Source organism: Paenisporosarcina sp. P4_E4_2, from assembly GCF_056401595.1.
Window position 1 is genome coordinate 1 of sequence record NZ_JBFUJC010000400.1, and the last position, 2618, is coordinate 2618.

1 protein-coding gene and 1 pseudogene are annotated in these 2618 nt (G+C 37.2%); both read right to left on the reverse strand.

Annotated elements, in window-relative coordinates; translation table 11 throughout:
- Positions 1-261 precede the first annotated feature (261 nt).
- Entirely contained in the window at positions 262-2079 is a 1818-nt protein-coding gene (gene pepF / locus AC1DSB_RS17765) for an oligoendopeptidase F (RefSeq protein ID WP_477531658.1), read from the reverse strand.
- A gap of 64 nt (positions 2080-2143) precedes the next feature.
- Positions 2144-2618: pseudogene (locus tag AC1DSB_RS17770) on the reverse strand (competence protein CoiA); the annotation flags it as partial.

Below are 2618 nucleotides of genomic sequence, written 5' to 3' on the forward strand. Positions count from 1 at the left end.
TTTCTGGAGTGACGGTTCTTTTCACAAAGGGGATGGGAGAAATGTTCACGTTCAAACAAAGGGGTGTATGTTTGTGTGTGATTTATTTCACATTTAAACGATATCATGACATAACGAGTAAATCAATCCTTCACAATCTTTTTCACAAAATCGTCATAAGGTAAGCGCTTCCAGTAAAATGCGATTCTATTTCTACCATTTGAATGATATACCGATATAACTAAAACACCTCCATCTATTTCAGATGGAGGTGGATAATGATTATTTTAATAACAGACTTTCAAGTTCAGCTAGCTTCTCTTCAAACACTTTACACGCTTCTTCTATCGGTGCAGCGGATGTCATATCAACTCCTGCTTTTTTCAGCACTTCAATCGGCGTATCTGAGCACCCCGCTTTCAGGAATTGGTTGATATAGCGATCAACTGCTGGTTGGCCTTCAGAAAGGATTTGATTGCTCAAAGCTACTGCAGCACTGTAACCAGTCGAATATTGATAAACATAATAATTGTAATAGAAATGTGGGATACGAGCCCATTCCAGACCGATTTCTTCATCAACAACCAAGTCGTCACCAAAGTATTTTTTATTCAAATCATAATAAACTTCAGTCAACTTATCTGCTGTCAATGCTTCCCCGTCTTGGTTCATTTTATGAATCAAATGCTCAAACTCAGCGAACATCGTTTGACGGAATACAGTACCACGGAACCCTTCCAACCAATAGTTCAGCAAGTAAATTCGTTTTTGCTCGTCTTCAATTGTGTTTAACATATATTCGTTCAATAATGCTTCATTACACGTTGATGCAACTTCAGCTACAAATATAGAATAGTCCCCATAAATAAATGGTTGATTTGCGCGTGAATAATAGCTGTGAAGGCTATGACCAAACTCATGGGAAAGTGTGAATAAATTATTCACATTATCCTGCCAGTTCATTAGTACATAAGGATTTGTTCCATATGCACCAGAAGAATATGCACCTGAACGTTTTCCTTTATTCTCTACAACATCCACCCAACGATTTTCCAATCCTTGTTTGGCAATCGATACATACTCTTCACCAAGTGGCGCAAAGCTCTTAAGCATAATTTCTTTTGCTTCTTCATAAGGAATTTCCATCTTTGCTTCCTTAACTAATGGTGTGTAAAGATCCCACATATGCAATTCGTCGACACCTAATACTTTCTTGCGTAAAGAGACGTAACGTTGTAATAAGTGCAAGTTCTTATTTACGGTATCAACCAAGTTATCATACACTTGCTCAGGAATATGATTTTCAGACATTGCAGCGTGACGTGCAGAAGTATAATTACGAACTCTAGCATTCACGTTATCGCGTTTAACATTCCCAGCTAATGTTGAAGCGAATGTGTTACGGAACTTTCCATATGTACCATACATGGCACGGAAAGCATCTTCACGCACTCGACGATCAGAGCTCTCAAGTAAGCGGCTGTATCGACCGTGGGTCAATTCCAGATCTTCCCCATTTTCATCTTTAATCGTAGGGAATTCTAAATCGGCATTGTTCAACATTCCAAATGTTTCAGAAGAAGCATTTGCCACTTCCGCGAATTGAGCCAATAACGCTTCTTGTTCTGCAGGAAGAACATGTGGACGCATTTCATTAATTTCTTTTAATACTTGTTTATATAATTTCAAACCTTCATGTTCTTCTACATAATCTTTGACTTTCGTTTCATCCAACGCCAATAGTTCTGGTGTCATGAAAGATAAACCTGTTGATACTTTTACAAGCAACGTCTTAATACGGCTGTCCATTGCTTGGTAGTGGCTATTTGTTGTATCTTGATCGTAACGCATGTGAGAGTAAGTATATAAGCGATAAATACGCTCCAACACTTCATCTTTATACGTAAAAGCATTGAAAAGAGCTTCTGACCCGTTCTCAAAGGTACCTTTAAATGTTTCTGCTTTTTCTGCGAGCCCACTTACTTCTTTGTATTCACTTTCCCATGCTTCATCGCTAGAGAAAATGTCTTCAAGCTTCCATGTCAAATCTGTTGGTACTTCACTACGTGATAAAATTTTGTTTTTTGTTTCTGTCGTCATTTCCGTTCCCCCTTGAGCCGATTTGATAGAAAAATCGAATAACTTCTATATTTTCTCAATTTTCCTAACGTTTTGCAACTATTAACCTATGAAAAAGTTGTTTTAAAAATGTTTCTTGCATGATTTGTTGTGATACTAATTTAGATAAATCGAAATTTATTTGCTGTAGCAATTGGCAATATTGCATGACTACATCTTTCGCTATTTTAAAGTCTATTACTCTACAGTATTCGGCAAGAAATGCTTCGATCCACACTTCGCTGATATTATCGAAATCTACTTGCTTTTGGGATAGCGCGCATACTAGCGCTAACTGCCATTCTGTAGAATGGTTTTGGAAGACTTGTGATCCAAGTAGTGGAAAGCCTATATATAACGGTAAATCTTTTGGTAGAATGCGTTCAACATAACAATTGTTTAAAAACTTATCTCTGGTACCAAATTTACTGGAATAAATTCGATTGGTTAAAAACTTTGAGCGTTTATGCTGGTAAATATTCCAATACTGATTTGCTTCGGTCTGAGTAAGTGGTTTTATG